This is a genomic window from Thermodesulfobium sp., from assembly GCF_053498235.1.
Genome location: NZ_JBRCUV010000017.1, coordinates 29,050 through 46,625 on the forward strand (window position 1 = coordinate 29,050; position 17,576 = coordinate 46,625).

22 protein-coding genes and 1 tRNA gene are annotated in these 17,576 nt (G+C 35.2%); 17 read left to right on the forward strand and 6 right to left on the reverse strand.

The annotated features are described in order from the left end of the window. Window positions 1–10: 10 nt before the first annotated feature. From ACWIUX_RS01935 to ACWIUX_RS01945, 3 genes are read right to left on the reverse strand one after another with little or no spacing between them, the layout of a single operon-like run. Window positions 11–460, reverse strand: a complete 450-nt coding sequence (locus tag ACWIUX_RS01935; RefSeq protein WP_448589077.1) for an N-acetyltransferase — start codon at window positions 458–460, stop codon at window positions 11–13. A 24-nt stretch (window positions 461–484) separates the two neighbouring features. After that, window positions 485–850 (reverse strand): holo-ACP synthase, encoded by a 366-nt coding sequence (acpS, locus tag ACWIUX_RS01940; protein WP_448589039.1) that lies wholly within the window; start codon window positions 848–850, stop codon window positions 485–487. After that, entirely contained in the window at window positions 847–1,266 is a 420-nt protein-coding gene (locus tag ACWIUX_RS01945) for a hypothetical protein (protein ID WP_448589040.1), read from the reverse strand. Before ACWIUX_RS01945 ends, acpS begins: the two co-directional genes overlap by 4 nt. A 136-nt stretch (window positions 1,267–1,402) precedes the next feature. Here ACWIUX_RS01945 and infC point away from each other — a divergent pair, with 136 nt between their 5' ends. From infC to ACWIUX_RS01980, 7 genes are all read left to right on the forward strand, one after another. After that, window positions 1,403–1,981, forward strand: a complete 579-nt coding sequence (infC, locus tag ACWIUX_RS01950) for a translation initiation factor IF-3 (RefSeq protein WP_448589041.1) — start codon at window positions 1,403–1,405, stop codon at window positions 1,979–1,981. After that, window positions 1,959–2,165, forward strand: a complete 207-nt coding sequence (gene rpmI / locus ACWIUX_RS01955) for a 50S ribosomal protein L35 (RefSeq protein ID WP_448589042.1) — start codon at window positions 1,959–1,961, stop codon at window positions 2,163–2,165. Before infC ends, rpmI begins: the two co-directional genes overlap by 23 nt. Before the next feature lie 21 nt (window positions 2,166–2,186). Continuing rightward, on the forward strand, window positions 2,187–2,534 hold the full coding sequence (rplT, locus tag ACWIUX_RS01960) for a 50S ribosomal protein L20 (RefSeq protein ID WP_448589043.1): 348 nt from the start codon (window positions 2,187–2,189) through the stop codon (window positions 2,532–2,534). A gap of 3 nt (window positions 2,535–2,537) precedes the next feature. Continuing rightward, entirely contained in the window at window positions 2,538–3,299 is a 762-nt protein-coding gene (locus ACWIUX_RS01965) for a TrmH family RNA methyltransferase (protein WP_448589044.1), read from the forward strand. A gap of 55 nt (window positions 3,300–3,354) precedes the next feature. Then, on the forward strand, window positions 3,355–3,867 hold the full coding sequence (locus tag ACWIUX_RS01970) for a hypothetical protein (protein WP_448589045.1): 513 nt from the start codon (window positions 3,355–3,357) through the stop codon (window positions 3,865–3,867). Between the two features lie 105 nt (window positions 3,868–3,972). Next, window positions 3,973–5,853, forward strand: coding sequence for a carbon starvation CstA family protein (locus ACWIUX_RS01975; RefSeq protein ID WP_448589046.1), 1,881 nt, complete (start codon window positions 3,973–3,975; stop codon window positions 5,851–5,853). A gap of 107 nt (window positions 5,854–5,960) precedes the next feature. Next, entirely contained in the window at window positions 5,961–6,923 is a 963-nt protein-coding gene (locus ACWIUX_RS01980) for an NAD-dependent epimerase/dehydratase family protein (protein ID WP_448589047.1), read from the forward strand. Window positions 6,924–6,942: 19 nt separating this feature from the next. Here the strand turns inward: ACWIUX_RS01980 and nifV are convergent, their stop codons facing one another. Next, on the reverse strand, window positions 6,943–8,115 hold the full coding sequence (nifV, locus tag ACWIUX_RS01985; protein WP_448589048.1) for a homocitrate synthase: 1,173 nt from the start codon (window positions 8,113–8,115) through the stop codon (window positions 6,943–6,945). 178 nt (window positions 8,116–8,293) lie between these two features. Here nifV and ACWIUX_RS01990 point away from each other — a divergent pair, with 178 nt between their 5' ends. The 6 genes from ACWIUX_RS01990 to ACWIUX_RS02015 are packed head-to-tail and all read left to right on the forward strand — an operon-like array spanning window position 8,294 to window position 13,528. Next, a complete protein-coding gene (locus tag ACWIUX_RS01990; protein ID WP_448589078.1) occupies window positions 8,294–9,025 on the forward strand; it encodes an ATP-binding cassette domain-containing protein in 732 nt (243 codons plus the stop codon). After that, on the forward strand, window positions 9,016–10,266 hold the full coding sequence (locus ACWIUX_RS01995) for a SufB/SufD family protein (RefSeq protein WP_448589049.1): 1,251 nt from the start codon (window positions 9,016–9,018) through the stop codon (window positions 10,264–10,266). The genes ACWIUX_RS01990 and ACWIUX_RS01995 overlap by 10 nt, the downstream gene beginning before the upstream one ends. After that, window positions 10,266–11,105 carry a pantoate--beta-alanine ligase gene (gene panC / locus ACWIUX_RS02000; RefSeq protein WP_448589050.1) on the forward strand — a complete coding sequence of 280 codons (840 nt, stop codon included), beginning with the start codon at window positions 10,266–10,268 and terminating at the stop codon, window positions 11,103–11,105. The genes ACWIUX_RS01995 and panC overlap by 1 nt, the downstream gene beginning before the upstream one ends. A gap of 2 nt (window positions 11,106–11,107) precedes the next feature. Continuing rightward, window positions 11,108–12,067, forward strand: a complete 960-nt coding sequence (locus ACWIUX_RS02005) for a polysaccharide pyruvyl transferase family protein (RefSeq protein ID WP_448589051.1) — start codon at window positions 11,108–11,110, stop codon at window positions 12,065–12,067. Between the two features lie 18 nt (window positions 12,068–12,085). Continuing rightward, window positions 12,086–12,796 (forward strand): WecB/TagA/CpsF family glycosyltransferase, encoded by a 711-nt coding sequence (locus ACWIUX_RS02010; protein ID WP_448589052.1) that lies wholly within the window; start codon window positions 12,086–12,088, stop codon window positions 12,794–12,796. Window positions 12,797–12,802: 6 nt separating this feature from the next. Continuing rightward, window positions 12,803–13,528, forward strand: a complete 726-nt coding sequence (locus ACWIUX_RS02015) for a dihydroorotate dehydrogenase electron transfer subunit (protein ID WP_448589053.1) — start codon at window positions 12,803–12,805, stop codon at window positions 13,526–13,528. A 30-nt stretch (window positions 13,529–13,558) separates the two neighbouring features. Here ACWIUX_RS02015 and ACWIUX_RS02020 read toward each other — a convergent pair. Together ACWIUX_RS02020 and ACWIUX_RS02025 are read right to left on the reverse strand one after the other, a co-directional pair. Further along, window positions 13,559–13,635 (reverse strand) — tRNA-Lys (locus ACWIUX_RS02020). A gap of 83 nt (window positions 13,636–13,718) precedes the next feature. Next, entirely contained in the window at window positions 13,719–14,150 is a 432-nt protein-coding gene (locus ACWIUX_RS02025) for a nucleoside deaminase (RefSeq protein WP_448589054.1), read from the reverse strand. Between the two features lie 120 nt (window positions 14,151–14,270). Between ACWIUX_RS02025 and ACWIUX_RS02030 the strand changes: the two genes are divergently transcribed. The 4 genes from ACWIUX_RS02030 (at window position 14,271) to ACWIUX_RS02045 (ending at window position 17,567) form a co-directional block, all read left to right on the forward strand. Beyond that, entirely contained in the window at window positions 14,271–15,065 is a 795-nt protein-coding gene (locus ACWIUX_RS02030; RefSeq protein ID WP_448589055.1) for a hypothetical protein, read from the forward strand. A gap of 106 nt (window positions 15,066–15,171) precedes the next feature. Next, window positions 15,172–15,633, forward strand: coding sequence for a C40 family peptidase (locus tag ACWIUX_RS02035; RefSeq protein WP_448589056.1), 462 nt, complete (start codon window positions 15,172–15,174; stop codon window positions 15,631–15,633). Next, window positions 15,623–16,189, forward strand: a complete 567-nt coding sequence (locus ACWIUX_RS02040) for a flavodoxin family protein (protein ID WP_448589057.1) — start codon at window positions 15,623–15,625, stop codon at window positions 16,187–16,189. The genes ACWIUX_RS02035 and ACWIUX_RS02040 overlap by 11 nt, the downstream gene beginning before the upstream one ends. 4 nt (window positions 16,190–16,193) lie before the next feature. Then, on the forward strand, window positions 16,194–17,567 hold the full coding sequence (locus ACWIUX_RS02045) for a mannose-1-phosphate guanylyltransferase/mannose-6-phosphate isomerase (protein ID WP_448589058.1): 1,374 nt from the start codon (window positions 16,194–16,196) through the stop codon (window positions 17,565–17,567). The last annotated feature ends 9 nt before the right edge of the window (window positions 17,568–17,576 follow it).

The window sequence follows — 17,576 nt, forward strand, 5'->3', positions numbered from 1 at the left end:
ATGTTTTAATTTATATCTTTTTGATCATTGCAACTTCATCACAATCTGGGAACTTCGGGCACTTTACGCATTCTGACCATATTTTTTGAGGTAAATGCGACTTATCTACTATTTCAAAACCTATTGATTTAAAGAAGACTACCTGGTATGTTAATGCAAATACTCTTTTTAGCTTAAGTTGCCGTGCCTCGTTAATCAAAAAGTTTACAATTTCCTTTCCTAATCCCTTTCTTTGATATTCGTTGCTTACGCATAGGCTTCTTATTTCTGCTATATCCTCCCAAAAAATATGAAGGGCACCACAACCGCAAATTTTGCCGTCAATTTCTAATACACAAAAGTCTCTTATGCACTCATATATATCTGAAAGCGGTCTAATAAGCATAAGATTTTGCTTTGCAAAGTTTTCAATTAGGGTTTTAATCTTTTTTGCGTCGTCGATCCTAGCTTTTCTAATAATAATTTTTAGTTACCTCCTGAAAAATTAATTGTTGTTTTCTATTATAAAAGCTACTGCTACCGAGTAATCCTTCTCGTGAGAAATAGAAACTAGTATTTTTATATTTGATAGATTTAATTTGTCGGAACGTATTTTTACATCGACTCCTTCACCACTTTTGCTATTTATTTCTATTTGCTTCATTTGCAACTTTATAGAAAAACTTTGGTATATGGCCTTTATACATGCCTCCTTTGCAGCGAATCTCGCCGAAAGACATTCTATATAGGACCTTTTTTTTGAACAATATTCTAACTCACTTTTTGTATAAATTTTTTCTAGAAACTTATATTTAAATTTGTTAAATACCCTTTCTATTCTTTTATGACTTACTATATCAATGCCTATCAACCTATTTTCCTCATTTTCCTAATTTCTTTAAGATTAAGAAGTTCTCTTTCATTAAGGTTTATGTATGGAAAAAGTTTCTCAGTAATTTCAGGTATATAGACGATGACGTCTTTTTTTGCTGTTTTGAAAAAATTTCTTAATTCAGTTATAAATTTACAGCCTTTGTCTTCAGAATCCAATCGTTTTAAGAAATTTGAATTTTCTAAGAGAAAATCTTTAAAATCAATCTCTTTGCTGCTTTTTTTCCAGAGCGTCCTTAATTCTTTTATTTCTAGACCTGGGAAACTTTTTTCAATGTATGCAATAGCAAACTCTATAGTAAGGAAACTCGAACTATCGAGGGGGCATAATAGAGAATATAAAGTAAGGTAATCCTCAATAGCTTTTAAAAACATATGCGAAATTTTATTATTCATTGTGTCTATATTATAAACGATTAAAGATTGATTGTTGTTATTTTTTTTATTTTTTCGTATAATCAAATATATTTTAATTTTGGTTATTTTTATATATAATTTAAAACAAAATTATTGTCTATTTTTAATTTCGGAGGTGAACGTTATAAGTAAAGAATATGCCGTTAATGAGGAGATCCAAGTCTATCCGACTGTTAGATTAATAGATTTGGATGGACAACAGCTAGGTGTTCAACCTACGCAAGAGGCTCTTAGGCTTGCAAGATCTAAGGGCAGTGACCTAGTACTAATTGCTCCTCATGGAAGTCCGCCAGTAGCAAGGATAATGGATTATGGTAAATTTAGATTTGAGCAATCAAAGAAAGAAAAATCCCAAAGAAAACATCAAAGACAAACAGTTATAAAAGAAGTTCGTTTGAGGCCTGCAATAGGAGAAAACGACCTTCTTACAAAGGCGAGGGCTGCACAAGAGTTTATAGACGAGGGCAATAAGGTAAAATTAAGCGTTATTTTTAGAGGAAGAGAAATGATTCACATGAACCAGGGTATTGACCTAGTTAATAAGTTTTTTGGTTTGCTTAAGAACGCTGTCTTAGAAAAGCTACCTGAGGTCGAAAGTGAGAAACACCTTGTAGCAGTTATCGGCCCGGCTAAAATAAAGCATAAAACAGACCAAAAAGGAGGGTTGAAGGATGCCAAAGATGAAAACGTGTAGGGCTGCAGCAAAGAGATTTAGAGTGACGGGTTCTGGTAAAATAATAAGAAGGCAGCAAAATAGGAGTCACCTCCTTTTTCATAAGAGTACCAAAAGAAAGAGAAGGCTTTCGAAAACCTTAGTGCTTTCTAGTTCTGATTTTCCAAGATTAATGGTACAACTTCCATATTACAACGTAAAATAAGTTTTATTTAGGAGGAAAAGTATGCGCGTTAAAGGTGGTTTTGTGACCCGTAGGCGTCACAAGAAGGTTTTGAAAATGACTAAGGGTTTTAGAGGTTCTTTACATAGATTATATAGAACAGCAAATCAGCATTTGTTGCATGCCCTTAAGTATGCGTTTATTGACAGGAGAAGGAAAAAAAGAGAGTTTAGAAGTCTTTGGATTGTAAGAATTAATGCTGCTGTAAGAGAATATGGACTTTCATATAGTAAGTTTATGAATGCTCTTGCTAAATCTGGTCTTAATCTTGATAGAAAAGTCTTGGCGCAAATGGCACTCTCTCATCCTGAACAATTTAAGAAAGTGGTTATGAAAGTTAAGGAAAGCTAATTTGTGAATATTGACTTTGCTTCAAATTCTAAGATTAAAGAATTGCTCAGAATGAAAAAGTCTGGGCAATTTGTTTTTTTTGAAGGATTTCATACTTTTGAAGAGGCGCTAAAAGCAGATTATATTCCTGATTTTGTTATTTTGAAAGATGAAAGGATGCTTGAGGACCAATTTTTTCACAATAATGTTTTTATAGAAAAATGTAAAAATTTGAATATTTTAATTGTCAAGGAAGAAGCCATAAAGAGACTTTCAAGTGAAAAATCTCCCACTGGCATTATTTGTATTGGTAAATTTCCAGAACAAAGGGATTTTGGTCAATCGCCTTGGCTTTACCTGGATAGGATTCAGGATCCAGGTAATCTTGGCACTATATTGAGAGGTGCACTTGCTTTTGGGTGTGGAGGGGTTTTTCTTTCGGAAGACTCGTGCAGCATTTATAATCCAAAGGTTATAAGATCATCAGCGGGAGCCTTTTTTAAGGTTCCATTCAAAAAGAAAAATTTTAAAGACATTATCAGTGAGATGCGAGATGATTTAGAAATACTTTCTTTTTCTCCAAGAGCTACTATGCCATTTTTTAATTTTGAATTCAAAGATAAAACCCTTCTTGTTTTCGGTAATGAAGGTGATGGTATAAGCAATAGTATTATTTGTGCCTCTAATAGAGTTGTTTGTATTCCAACTGAAAGCGTTGAATCTTTGAACGTTGCTATGAGCGTAAATATTGTTCTTGCGTTTTTGTACTTTAAAAGATTTTGTTAGTTAAGAATCTTTACAGACTTATACTGTATGCAATAATTTTGGGCGGGAGTGTAATATGACAAAAATCAAGTGGTATGTTTATCTTATTTTTATTTTATTCGTTTGCCTGATTGTATCAAATGTATACTGGATATTTGCAACCAAATCTATTAAAGAAACATACGGCAGAAATTGTCAAAAAAATATTGAAAGTGTAAAAAAGGATTTAGAGAATAAGTCTTATGATATTAGCAAAGACTTTTTGATAGACATTTCAATACCGTTAACCTTTTTTGTCAAGGACAGCCTTCAGTCGAACAAAACCTATCAAGTAGAAGAGTGCTTTAATCAAATTGTTAAAAATAAAGGTTTTAAAGAAATTAGCTTTGTAAGTGGCAATACAATACAGATATCTACCAATAAAAAATATGAAGGCTCTGACTTCTCAAAATTTTACCCTGAACAATTTTCAAGCTATCAAAGAATAACCGTTTTGAATGAAAAAGGTGTTATTTTTGCGGTGTCTCCAGTTATGAATATTAACGAAAAGGTTGGGTTTATAATAATTTCTTATGATTTGTCTCAATAAATACTAATAGCTATGTGATACAATAGTTATATTTATATTTATTTTTATTTTTTTGAGGAATAAGGAGGGAGTAGTTTTGACAAATTTTTTAAGGGGGCTTGAAAAATGAAGGCTACATCTATTTTTGGGATTGTTTTACTTTTAATTGTTGCCGTATTAGCTTTGATTTCTGTCTTGAGCGTGAAAAGTGCACTTTTGCTTTTAATCTTTGGTTTTGCTGTTTGGGCAATTGGATATCGCTACTATAGTGCCTTTATTGCAGCAAAAGTAATGTGTTTGGATGATAGTTCCCAAACTCCTGCTTGTAAGATCAATGACGGGAGAGACTTCGTTCCTACAAACAAATACGTTTTGTTTGGTCACCAATTTGCTGCTATATCAGGCGCTGGTCCTCTTATAGGGCCTGTTCTTGCTGCGCAGTTTGGTTTTATGCCAGGGCTTCTTTGGCTTGTTATTGGCGCAGCTCTTGCTGGCGCAGTGCATGACTTTGTAGTCCTTGTTGCGTCAACCAGAAGGGGCGCTTGCTCCTTGGCTGAGATAGCAAGACGAGAAATATCAGGTCCAACAGGCAAGGTTTTGTCGCTTGCTACATTCTTAATTCTTGTTCTTGCTATGGCTGGCCTTTCTATAGCAGTGGTAAATGCTCTTAAAAATTCTCCATGGGGTATTATAACTGTCGGCCTTACTATACCAATTGCTTTTATTATGGCCTTTTGGATGTACGTGCTTCGACCTGGCAAGGTATTGGAGGCTACTGTGATAGGTGTGGCACTCTTGTTTGTGGTTACCTGGATTGGTGGTTTGGTACCACCTCAATCGGATCTTGGCAAGATGCTTACCCTTAGCGAAAATACTGTAAAAGTTATTTTGCCAACTTATGCTTTTATTGCATCTGTTTTGCCTGTTTGGATGTTGCTACTTCCAAGGGATTATCTATCTAGCTATATGAAGATCGGTGTAGCAGTTGCAATTGGTATTTGTGTTTTTATAGTGCATCCCAATCTTCAAATGCCAGCTTTTACTAAGTTTGATGCAGGTGGAGGACCTATTATTCCTGGGCCGCTTTTTCCTTACTTATTTATTACAATTGCCTGTGGTGCTATCTCTGGTTTTCACGCGCTTGTAGGCTCTGGTACCACTCCGAAGATGTTAAATTGTGAAACTGATGCAAGGTTTATAGGTTATGGAGCTATGCTAATGGAAAGCTTTGTGGGTGTTCTTGCTCTTATAGCTGCCTGTGTTCTGCCTCCAGGGGATTACTTTGCAATTAACACTCCTCCTGCAGTTTTTGAAAAATTAGGCATGATTGCAAATCAGGTTCCTATACTTTCTGCTATGGTTCACGAAAATCTAGCAGGAAGGCCTGGAGGTGCAGTTTCTCTTGCTGCTGGTGTAGCCTATATAACTGAACAGGTACCATTTCTTTCTGGCATGATGGCTTATTGGTATCACTTTATAATCATGTTCGAGGCTATGTTTATTTTATCTGCCATTGATGCAGGGACAAGAGTAGGGAGATATCTTTTGCAGGAGTTCTTTGGATATTTTGTTCCGCAGTTTAGAGATATGAATTGGAACTTTGGCATAATATCAACAGGTTTTTTAGTTTCATTTTTTTGGGGCTATCTTTTGTATTCAGGTAACGTTTCAACTATTTGGCCTATCTTTGGTGCAACCAACCAACTTCTTGCGACCTTTGCGCTTATAATATCCACTACTGAAATATTAAGAAGAACAGGCAAGATTTCTTATGCAATGGTTACCTTATTGCCAGGCGTGTTTATGACTGTTGTTACTTTTTCTGCTTGTTGGTTAAACTTTAGTCATATATATTTGCCCCTTGCAATGAAGGGGAACGTTGCTATGGGGATAAATGCTTTTCTTTCTTTATTACTTCTTGGAATGGGGATATGGTTAATTTTAGATTCTATAAAAGTTTGGTCTAATATTTTGTCCGGGAAAGAAGCAAGGGATACAATAAGCTAAATAATTTAAAATTTCATCAGAAAATAGGGATACATCATAATGTATCCCTATTTTGTTGTATTATAATGGGTATTGTTTTGACAAACTAAAACTTATAGGAGGACAATTTGGCAAAGATTGTCGTTACTGGGGCAGCTGGTTTTATAGGTTCAAATATTGTAGATTACTGGATAGAAAAGGGACATGAAGTCTTATCAATTGACGATCTGTCAAGTGGAAAAATTGAAAACATAAATCCAAAGAGCCAATTTTTTAAGGGCGATATATGTTCTGAAAAGACTTCTAAGAGAATATTAGAATTTTCTCCTGATGTGATCTGTCATCAGGCAGCTCAAATATCAGTGCCCTATTCAGTTAGTCATCCATATATTGATGCAAAAATAAACATTCTTGGAACTATAAAAATGATTGAGTGCGCATCTAAATTAAAAGCAAAGTTTTTATTTGCATCAACTGGTGGAGCTATATATGGCGAAGTAACGGATATTGCCACTGAAGATACTAAACCCTGTCTTATATCTCCTTATGCACTATCTAAATTGACATCGGAAGAGTATATTAAACTGTTATCTCAAAGATCTGGCTTTAAATATGTAATTTTAAGATATTCAAATGTATATGGTCCAAGACAAGTTCCTCACGGTGAAGCGGGAGTTGTGTCAATATTTCTTGAAAATTTAATTAATAAGAAAAGATCTACGATAAATGTTTTTCCTGAGGATTTGGATGGTATGGTTAGGGATTATGTTTTTGTTGAAGATGTCGTAAGGGCAAACGATCTAGCACTCATGTTAGATGATAGTGGAGTATTCAATATTTCAACAGGAATTGCAACCAAGACTAAAGAGATTTTCTTGTTAGTTTTGGAGAGCGTGAGAAAATATGGTTTGTCAATACCTGATGATGCAGCTATTCCAGTTTATTCTAAGGCAAGGTTAGGAGATCTTAGAAGGAGTTTATTAGATTATAGTAAGGCAAAAAAGATACTTAAATGGGAGCCAAAAACAGATTTAAAGAAGGGTATTGATATTACTGTTAAGTGGTTTCTTAATAAAAGGCCAGACATGTAGCCTGGCCTCAATTTTAACATTACACTGCTAAATTAGATTCTTTATTTAGAATCTTTTGTACGTCGTTGTAAATATACATAAGCTCTTTATCAAAAAGCGGTCTTTTCAGTTGAATGGACAAATTTCTTACGTTTTCGAGTATTAATCTTGTTTCTTCTTTGCTTAGTTCGATACCGAACTGATGAAATTTGCTCCTTATAGCAGCGCTCCCAGAATGCTTGCCTATTATAATTTGTCTAACAAGACCAACCTCTTCTGGTGAAAAGGCTTCATAGGTTGTTGGATTTTTAAGGACTCCATCAGCATGTATTCCAGATTCGTGCGCAAAGATGTTAGCTCCCACAATCGTCTTCCAGATTGGAATTTGTCGCGATGATGCGTTAGCTACATATTCGCATATTTCAATAAACTTTTTTGTTTTAAAACCTAAATCGATATTATGTATAATTTTAAGTGCCATTACAACTTCTTCTAATGCTGCGTTGCCTGCTCTTTCCCCAAGACCGTTTACAGTAACACCTACATATTTAGCTCCACCTCTAACTCCAGCAAGGGCATTGGCAGTAGCCATTCCAAAGTCATTGTGCGTGTGCATCTCTATATCGATCCCTACACTGTCATAAATAGTTTTGATTTTTGCAAAGGTTTCAAATGGATCAAGAATTCCCAGCGTATCACAAAACCTAAGCCTGTCAGCACCAGCTTCCTTTGCTTTCTCAGCAAACTTAATAAGAAAATCCATTTCTGATCTTGAAGCATCTTCGGCATTTGCTGAAACATAAAGTCCCTTTGATTTAGCAAACTCAACGGCTTTACACATAGAGTCGAGAACATCTTCCCTTGATGTTTTTAGTTTGTGTTTAATATGTATATCTGAAGTGGAAATAGATATTGCTACGGCGTCTACTCCACAATCAATTGAATTTTTTATATCTTCAATAACAGCTCTATTCCATGCCATTATAGAAGCATTTAAACCCAAATTGACTATAGACTTTATCGCTTCCTTTTCTCCACCTCCCATAGCAGGTATTCCAGCCTCTATCTGGTTAACGCCTATTTCATCTAACATTTTGGCAATATGAATTTTTTCTTGATTGGCAAAGACAACTCCAGCCGTTTGTTCTCCATCTCTGAGAGTTGTATCCACGATATAGATCTTATCGACAAATTCCTTAAGGTTTGGATACAAACTTATCACCTCCATAAATTTTCATAAAAATTTTAGTTTATTTAAAGCATTTTGTAAAATTTTATAAATTGTCTGACAATTTTACACTAAGAAATACGTAAGTCTCTTTTTTAATCTTTTATGATACAATTTGGATTATATAAAATCTTATTAAATGGGGTATAGGTATATGCAAGAGATGCTTCAGGTAGTGGATCTATGGGTATCTGTAGAGGGCAAACAGGTTTTAAAGGGTGTAGATTTTTCCATGGGATTTGGTGATGTATGTGTTCTTTTCGGACCAAACGGTGCAGGTAAAACATCGTTTATGATGTCCTTGATGGGTTTTCCGAAATATAAAGTTGATCAGGGTAAAATCTACTTTAAAGGCGAAGATATTACAAACAAAGATATATACGAAAGAGCAAAAATGGGAATAGGACTTTCATTTCAAAGACCGCCTACAGTAGGAGGGGTAAGCCTAGAAAGACTAATAAATTTACTTAGTAAAAAAAATGGTATTAGTGATGAAGAGGTTGAAAGTATTCTTGAAAGTTTAAAAATTAAAGACCATATAAAGAGATCAATAAATGATGGGTTCTCTGGCGGAGAGATGAAAAGGTCAGAGATATTACAACTTATGCTACAAAAACCAGAATTTGTGCTTATAGATGAGCCAGAGTCGGGTGTTGATATGGAAAACATTTCGCTTGTAGGCCACGCTATCAATCATTTGCTCGGCAAAGATAAGGTGAGAAGTCCAAAAAGAGGCGCCTTGATAATAACACATACAGGTTATATACTTGACTATGTTAATGCCGACAAAGGTTATATTTTCATAAATGGCAGGATAATATGTAGTGGTAATCCTAGAGATATGCTGAATGAAATAAAGAGAAATGGTTATAAGGGGTGCCAGGTATGCCAATAAGCGAGAGCAGACTTTCTGAAATAAGATCACTGGCTAACGCAGCAAGGGATAAAAAGGCTTCATTAGGCCCTGATATCGATTTGGAAAAATTTAAGGAATTTGTTCAAAGAAATAGAGTTGAGAACTTGTCGTCTTTGAATTCTCAGGTTAGGGAAGCTGCTATTATGAGCGGAATGGATATAGCTGAAGAGGTTAGAAGTGGTTCATTTGTTCAGTTAAACCATAGCGTGATATATGAAAGCTTAAATAAAAAATATAAAGATCAACTGCAGATAATGAGTACAGACGACGCTGTAGAAAAATTTGACTTTATTGAGGACTACTTTTGGAGGATAGTAAAACCAGATCAAGATAAATATACTGCAGCAGTTGCGCTTAATCCTACCCATGGGTATTTTATGAGGGTTTTCGCAAATCAGCACGTGGAATACCCATTACAAGCGTGTTTACTTGTAGATGAAAATAATATAAGCCAAAATGTTCATAATATTATTATCGTGGAAGAGGGTGCCTCTTTAAACGTTATTACAGGTTGCTCGTTGTCTAAAAGCGACGCCTATGGGATCCATCTTGGCATTAGCGAATTTTATGTGAAAAGGGGAGGGAGCTTAACCTTTACAATGATTCACAACTGGGCTGACAACTTCGATGTTAGACCAAGAACTGGAGTATACCTCGAAGAAGGTGCTAAATACGTTAACAATTACATACTTTTGAAACCAGTAAAATCTATTCAATCAGCTCCAAATGTTTACCTTGCTGGTGAAAATGCTGTCGTGCAGTTTAACAACGTAATATATGGCCTTGGAAATTCATATATTGACTTGGGTTCTAAGATGTATCTTGATGCACCAAATACACGTGCTGAATCTATAGCGAGAACTATTGCTGCTGATAGGAGCATAATATATTCAAGAGGGGATATGATTGCTAGAACAAAGGAGGCTTGTATGGCCCATCTGGACTGTAGAGGAATAGTTTTTTCCAAAGAGGCCACAATGTATGCAATTCCTGCGCTGGTATCTGAGGGTTCTGTAAAAGCTCTTCTTTCTCATGAGGCTTCAATTGGCCCAATTTCTCAAGAACAGGTAGAATACCTGATGAGCAGGGGTATAGAAAAGGACGATGCTGTTTCTTTGATTACTACTGGCTTTTTAAACTTAAATATTCCATATATTCCAGCCTTTATTGAAAATAAAATAAGGGATATTATAAACGCTACTGCAAAAGAGGCTTTGTAATGAGGGTTTTTTTTGATAAGAAATCTTTGAGAAAGTTCTTGGAAGAGAATAGGTCACTTGGGAAAACAGTTTCTTTAGTGCCAACCATGGGTTTTTTGCATAAAGGACACATCTCTCTTGTCAGGAGGGCAAGAGGTATGTCATCAATTGTTGTAGTGTCAATATTTGTCAACCCGATACAGTTTGGCCCAAACGAAGATTTGGATAGATACCCAAGAGATTTGGGTTCCGATCTAAGACTTCTTGATAAGGAAGGCGTTGATGTAGTCTTTTGCCCAACTGTAGAAGAGATGTATCCTGAAGAACAGCTTTGCTTTGTAGAGGTAAAGGAACTTCAGGATAGACTTTGTGGTTTATTTAGACCAGGTCACTTTAGAGGTGTGTGCACAGTCGTTACCAAACTCTTCAACATTGTACAGCCTGATTTTGCTCACTTTGGCGAGAAGGATTATCAGCAGTTAGTAATTTTGAGAAAGATGGTGAAAGATCTCGATTTCCCGATAAAGATTGTCCCATCACCTATTGTAAGGGATGCTGATAATTTGGCATTAAGTTCGAGGAATTCCTACTTGACTGCCGACGAAAGGAAGATAGCTCTAAACATCAGTAAAGAACTTTTTTGGATAAAAGAAAAAATAGAAGAAGGCAACTATGATATAAAAATTTTAGAAGAATCCAGAGGAAGGCTTCAAGAAAAGGGCATAAAGTTAGATTATCTTAAGGCTGTTAGCACAGATAATCTTGAAGAAAAGACGGATTTGGCACCGCCAGTTGCAGTTCTTTTAGCGGGATGGGTGGGAAAAGTTCGATTAATAGATAACATTATTGTAGAATCATAAAAATGGATTTTTTAATTGGTTTTTTTGGAGCTGGCAATGTAGGAGATGATGCGATACTTAAAGCTTATCTTTTAAAAAATAAAAATGAAGTGAGGATACTCTGGAATTCTAATAGGTCAGCTCCTAATCACGTTGAGAAAAGAAAGGTATTTGAAGTTTTAAAAAATATTATGTTAGCTGAAAGGATTATATTTCCAGGTGGGGGAATTATTCAAGATAAAACTAGTCTTGCAAGCTTGATTTTTTATACTGGCATAATATTTATTGCTAGTCTTTTCAAAAAAAGGGTCTATATGTTATCGCAATCTCTTGGTCCTATAGAAAATAAAATATCAAAATTGTTTATCAAACTCCTAAACCGTGTTGAAGTCCTTGCTATTAGGGATCCGATTTCGCTTTCTCTAGCAAATAGATTCAGATTAAGAAGCAATATACTTAAAGAGGTTTCTGATATTACTTTAACATTGGATTTTCCTCTACCTAAAAGGGAAAGAATTTTGGGAATCAATCTTAGATATTGTAGGGAATCTTTAGATGTTCTGCAAGATCTCAAAATGTTTTCTGAGAAATTAAGGGAAGAAGGCTATGCTATAAGAGGAGTAGCATTTGATAAAGAAGATGAAAGGTATTTAAAAAGTTGTGGGATAAAATTTGATGAAGTCATATATAAAGATTTCTTAACCACGTTTAGATCTGTTGCCCAGTGTGAGATATTTGTGGCCACTAGGTTTCACAGTGCAGTTTTTTGTGTTAAATCTTTAACTCCCTTCGTTGCAATTGATTACGATCCAAAGGTTAGAGGTTTTATGCGACAGATAGGTTTGGAGGAATACTGTTTCAAATCTCTTTCTTTTAATGACCTTTTAGATTTCTATAGCAATAAAAGTTCTGTAGAAAAACAAATTTCAAAAAAAATAAACGAACTCGAAAGTTTAGCTTATAAAAATTTCGAATTTGTTTAAGGTTATATGAGAAAATTTTTGTTTGATAAGGTTCCAGTAGATATAGTTAGTCTTGAGGAAATTTTAAATCTTTTTGAAGAGAGACTTGTTAACAATTTAGGTTTGAGAATTATAACCCTTAACCCAGAAATGGTTATGTTTGCGATGAGAAATAATGACGTTTCATATCGGATGCTTGAAACTTTTAACAGAGCTGATCTGATAGTTCCAGATGGTATTGGTATAGCGTTTTTTTTAAATACAAAGAGAGTTTGCGGCATTGACCTTATTCCGTATTTTCTCGAGATATGCAAAAGACATAAAAGAGGGATTTATTTAGTGGGTTCAAGTAATGAGGTAGTTCAAACTCTGAGTGAAAAATTTTTAAAAATGGGCATAGACGTAGTTGGTTACGAAAACGGTTATTTTGAAAACTTTAAACCTTCTCTAGGAAGGATAGTATCATCTAATGCGTCATTTGTGCTTGCAGCAATGGGTTTTCCCAAACAAGAATTATTTTTAAATGAGCTTTTTTCCATTAAGCCTAATATAATGGGCATGGGAGTGGGAGGATCCTTCGATGTTTTGTCTGGCAAAAAGAAACGAGCACCAAAGATATTCATAAGTTTAGGCCTTGAATGGTTGTATAGGTTGATTAGTGAACCAAAGAGGGCGAAAAGAATGCTTGTGCTTCCAAAGTTTGCTATTCTTGCACTTTTTTGGAAGATAAAAAAATTTTTTAGGAGATAATAGAAGATGATTGACACAAAGGTTGTAAACGTTGAAAGGATAAGTAATTTTCACTTTTTAATTGATTTAAATTCAAAAACTAATCTAAATCCTATTCCTGGACAATTTTTTATGCTGAAAGTAAATGACCTTAATGATCCATTTTTTATGAGGCCCTTTAGCATTTTTGACACAGATAAGAGTGTTCTTAGATTTTTGATTGAGATAAAGGGTAAAGGAACTAAAGTTTTAAGTAAAGCCAAAGTTGGGGATATCCTAAATATTAGAGGTCCTTTAGGTAACGGGTTTAAATTTGAAAATATTAGGAGCGCACTTCTATATGCTGGCGGTACAGGCATTGCTCCAATGTTTTATCTTGCAAAAAATCTCAAAATAAATGGGGTTGAATCTGATATAGTACTTGGTTTTAGAAATAAGGAAAGGGTTATATTTGAAGATTCTTTTGCTGAATTTGGAAATGTATTTGTTTATACCGATGACGGATCTTTTAAGGAAAAAGGTACTGTAATTGATTTCGAAATAAAAAAGAAATATGACAGTGTTTTTGCATGTGGACCTGTGCCAATGCTTAAGGCAATTCAAAGGAGGCATAAAAGTGCACAAATTAGCTTAGAATCTATTTTTGCTTGTGGTGCAGGAGCATGTATGGGTTGTGTGGTAAGGAGTTCTAAAGGATATCTAAGAGTTTGTAAAGATGGCCCAGTATTTAACTCAGAAGAAATTATATTTTAGCTCTTATTAAAAATTTTTTTATGGATTAATTGGTGAGCCGTGAAGGCTTCGAACCTTCGACCCTCGGCTTAAAAGGCCGATGCTCTACCTGGCTGAGCTAACGGCTCACAAGAAGTAATTCTAAACTCTTTACGGTTTTATGTCAATATTTGTTTTGCTTAAATTAAAACTATATTGTAAGAATTTAAATTTATATAGATCGTTTTTTGTTCCTTATCTCCCGAAAAAATCTTTCTATTAAATCTTTAAATCTCTTATCGTATATTTCTCTACAGAAAATGCCATTCGACTCAAGTATCTCTCTTGTAGAGCTTCTCGAACTAACACAATATATAACGTTTTTTATTTTGCTTTCTATTATTGCTCCTGCACACATTAGACAAGGTTCGAGAGAACAATAAATTGTAGCTCCTTGGATATACCATTTACTGTATCTTTGAATTGCAATCTTTATAGCTAACATCTCAGCGTGCTCAATGGGGGATCTTTCCCTCTCGCAATAATTTTGAGATGTTGATAAAATAAGACCATCTTTATATATTAGAGCTCCTACTGGCATTTCCCCTGCATTATAGGATAAAAGTGATAAAAAATATAGCATATTTATTGGATCATTTGTCAATTTGCATCTCCTTTAAAAATATGTTATTTTTTTAAAAAATATGTTATACTAACTTCGATTATTTTTAAAACTTTTTAAAACTTAAAATTTAATTTCGCCCGCTTGAAAGGGGGTAATTTAATGAAAATTTGCACCAAAATGGCAGCTTTTTTAACTGTCCTTTTATTCTTTTTTCCAGTTAATGCCGGTGCAAAGAGCCTAGCTGGCGCAGGAAATTCTATTATTTCTAAAGAAACGTCTCAGCAACAAAACAGTGCCCAAGGGGTCAATAGTATTATAATGCCATCGGCTTCGGGATCTTATATCTTTTCTTCTACACAGTCATCTTCGAGCGAAACTACTTCTTCAGATCTAGGGACATCCTTTGGGGCTGCTATGATTCAGCGAAACATCGAGAAAACTCTTTCTGCAGCTAATAGTTTTCTTGAGGCAGGAGACACAGAAAATGCTTGGAATGCTTTTACTTATGCAATGGGTCTAGCAATTTCACAGAGGAACGTTCAAGCATTAGTAAAAGTAGGGGATGGATTTAGAAAGTTGGGCAATGATTCTGACGCAAAGAAAGCCTACACTATTGCTTTTGCTTTTGCTAAGATGCAAAGGTCATTGGATGGTTGTGTATTGGCGGGCGACGGCTTTAGAAGTTTAGGAGACAAAGAAGATGCTTGGAACGCTTACAACTATGCATTTGGGCTTGCTATGAAATTTAGGTCTGCATCTGGGGCGATTAAGGCGGGCGACGGCTTCAAGAGCGTAGGTTCAAAGGCTGATGCTTGGACTGCGTATAACTATGCCTTTTCCGTTGCGCTCAGCGAAGGCAACAAGGAGGACATGATTAAGGCGGGCGACGGCTTCAAGTCGATTGGCGCGAAGTCCGACGCTGAAAACGCATATAATTTTGCAAACAACATGTAAGTTTATAGTAGCGTAAAGGCATTTTCTGGATAAAGAATAAGGGGAGAGCGCAGGGGATTTCTTCCTTTGCCTGTGTTTTTTAGACAAAGAAAGGAGGAAAGAATGTTTGAAGGGTAGGGATTTTTTCTATTGTTTAGTGGCAATTTTTCTTCTGACTTTTGTTTTGTTTGCACCGAATGCTTATGCAAGCAATCAGGATTTAAGACAAGAAATTGTGAGAACGGCACTTCATCTAAAAGGGGTATCTTATAGATGGGGTGGCACCACACCTGCTGGGTTTGATTGTTCTGGGTTTGTGCAGTATGTTTATAAGGTTAACGGCATAAGTATTCCGAGAGATGCAGATTCCCAGTATTATGATGGAGTTAAGATTTCAACTTCTGAGCTTAAGCCCGGGGATCTAGTTTTCTTTCAAACCTACGAAAGTGGTCCAAGTCATGTGGGCATCTATATTGGGGATGACCGGTTTATTCACGCAGCATATCATGGTGGAATAATGATAGATTCTTTGAATGAATCATATTATGCTGAGAGGTATTTAGGGGCTAGAAGCTATATTGACAAATGAAAGTTTGGTAATTTTTAACGGTAGCCCAAAGCCAGGGGGAAATACTGATTTTCTGATAGATAGATTTACAGCATGTTTAGAAAGAAGAGATGTTGTAAAGTTCGTTCTCAGAGAAATGAATATTTCCCCCTGCAGGGGCTGTGAAAGGTGTTCATCAAATGGTTTATGTGTAATTAAAGATGATATGCAAGATGTCTATGAAAAGATTGAGGCTCATAAATATTTCTTATTCTTTTCTCCTGTATTCTTCGGCGGTGTAACTTCGATATTAAAGTCTGCAATAGATAGATGCCAGCCATTTTGGGCAAAAAAAAATAAATTTAACGAATACTTTGATAAGAACGTCAGAAAAGGTTTTATCGTATTGATAGGGGGTACCTCGTTTGTGAATGGTTATGATTGCGCTGCACTTTCTATTAAGTGGCTTTTTAACGTAATAGATGTTGGTAGAAAAGAAACTTTATATTATATGAATGTTGAAAAGCATAGCGACTTTTTGAATTATAATGTTGAAAATGATTTTCACCATATAATAAAATTTTTCTGGGGAGAGTGAAGAAATGAAGGTTGCTGTGCTTGCTGGCGGTGTAGGGAGTAGGCTTTGGCCATTAAGTAGAGAGAGATATCCAAAGCAACTTATTTCTCTTACCGGTGACAAGTCTTTGTTACAAAACACTATAGATAGATTGTTGCCATTATGCGATGATTATATTTTGATTGTTGGAATTGAGGCGCATAAAGAAGATTTAGAGTGGCAATTATCCAACGGGGATTCTAAAGTAAAATACAACATTTTGCTTGAACCTTATCCTAGAAACACATATGCTGCGTGTTTGTATTTAACTTTATATTTTGATAAAAAAGGCGTTAAAGAGCCCATTTTAGTTGTTCCTGCTGATCATATGATCTCAAATGAAGAACTTTTTTATAAAGTTGCAAGGGATGCCGAAAAATTAGCTGAGAGAGGTTATATAGTAACTTTTGGTATAAAGCCATCATTTGCTTCTACTGGTTTTGGATATATCTTGAAGGGAGATAAGATTGAAGATTCTAATGGATTTAAAATTTTAAAATTTGAAGAAAAACCGTCTTTGGAAAGAGCTAATTTATATATTAAAGATGAAAACTACCTTTGGAATTCTGGGATGTTTATGTTTAAGCCTGAGGTATTTATTTCTGAAGTAAAAAGGCTTGATTTCGAAACTTATGAGAAAGTAAGAAGCTTATTTGAAGATAAACTTGAGAGAGATCCAGAAAAGATTTATTCTTCGTTACCATCTCTACCTGTTGACAAGGCAGTAATGGAACGATCTAAATTAGGTGCAGTTATTCCATCTAGTTTTGAATGGAGCGATCTGGGAAGCTGGGATTCTCTTTATGATGTTGCCAAAAAGAGTAAAGATGGAAATGTTATTACAGGTGATGTGCTGCCAATTCATTGTAGAAATTCATTCATGTATAGCACTGGCAAGCTTTTGGTGGGAATTGATTTAGATAATCTAATAGTTGTAGATGCTGATGATGCTATTTTGGTTTGTAAGAGAGGTAGTTCTCAATACGTAAAGGACGCCTTTGATGCCCTTAAAGAACAGGGTAGAGAAGAAAGTAAAATTCACAAAACGGTTTATAGATTTTGGGGACAAAAAACTCTCGTAAGTAGGGGAGATAACTTTTTGATTTATCAAGTGCTTCTTCTTCCAAAAAAGGAAATACTCCTTCAGATGCACCATCACAGATCAGAAAACTGGATAATACTTTCTGGCGCCATAGAAGTAGAAAAAGATGGGAAAAAAGCTTTTTATCACACGGGAGATAGTATCCTGATACCAAAATCCACTCCTCACAAGATATCAAATCCTGGTAAGATAAGCGCTCAGATATTAGAAATCTGGCAGGGCGAATACCTCGAGGAAGACGACGTCGAGTACTTATAATTGTTTTTC